The organism is Streptomyces hazeniae (assembly GCF_031845485.1).
GTDB lineage: Bacteria > Actinomycetota > Actinomycetes > Streptomycetales > Streptomycetaceae > Streptomyces > Streptomyces hazeniae.
This window is the reverse complement of record NZ_JAVREQ010000167.1, coordinates 1-460: the sequence shown is the minus strand read 5'-3', so window position 1 is coordinate 460 and position 460 is coordinate 1. Positions and strand designations below refer to the sequence as shown.

The 460-nt window shown below is 72.4% G+C and carries 1 protein-coding gene; it reads left to right on the top strand.

The annotated features are described in order from the left end of the window. A partial coding sequence (locus RM572_RS29140) for a 6-phosphofructokinase (RefSeq protein WP_311676357.1) occupies window positions 1-460 on the top strand: 460 nt, incomplete at both ends.

Genomic DNA, 460 nt, shown 5'->3' with positions numbered 1-460 from the left:
AGGCGCTGGACCGGCTGAAGACCACCGCCGAATCGCATCAGCGGGTGCTGATCGTCGAGGTCATGGGCCGCCACACCGGCTGGATCGCCCTGCACTCCGGGATGGCCGCCGGTGCCCACGCCATCGTGGTGCCCGAGCGCCCCTTCGACATCGACGAGCTGACCGAGCTGGTCGGCAAGCGCTTCTCGGCGGGCAAGAAGTTCGCCATCGTGGTGGTCGCCGAGGGCGCCAAGCCCCGCGCGGGCTCCATGCAGTTCGAGCAGGGCGTCAAGGACATCTACGGCCACGAGCGGTTCGCCGGGGTGGCCACGCAGCTCTCCGGGGAGCTGGAGAAGCGGCTCGGCAAGGAGGCCCGCCCGGTCATCCTCGGCCACGTCCAGCGCGGCGGCACCCCGACCGCGTACGACCGCGTCCTGGCGACCCGGTTCGGCTGGCACGCGGTGGAGGCGGCGCACCGGGG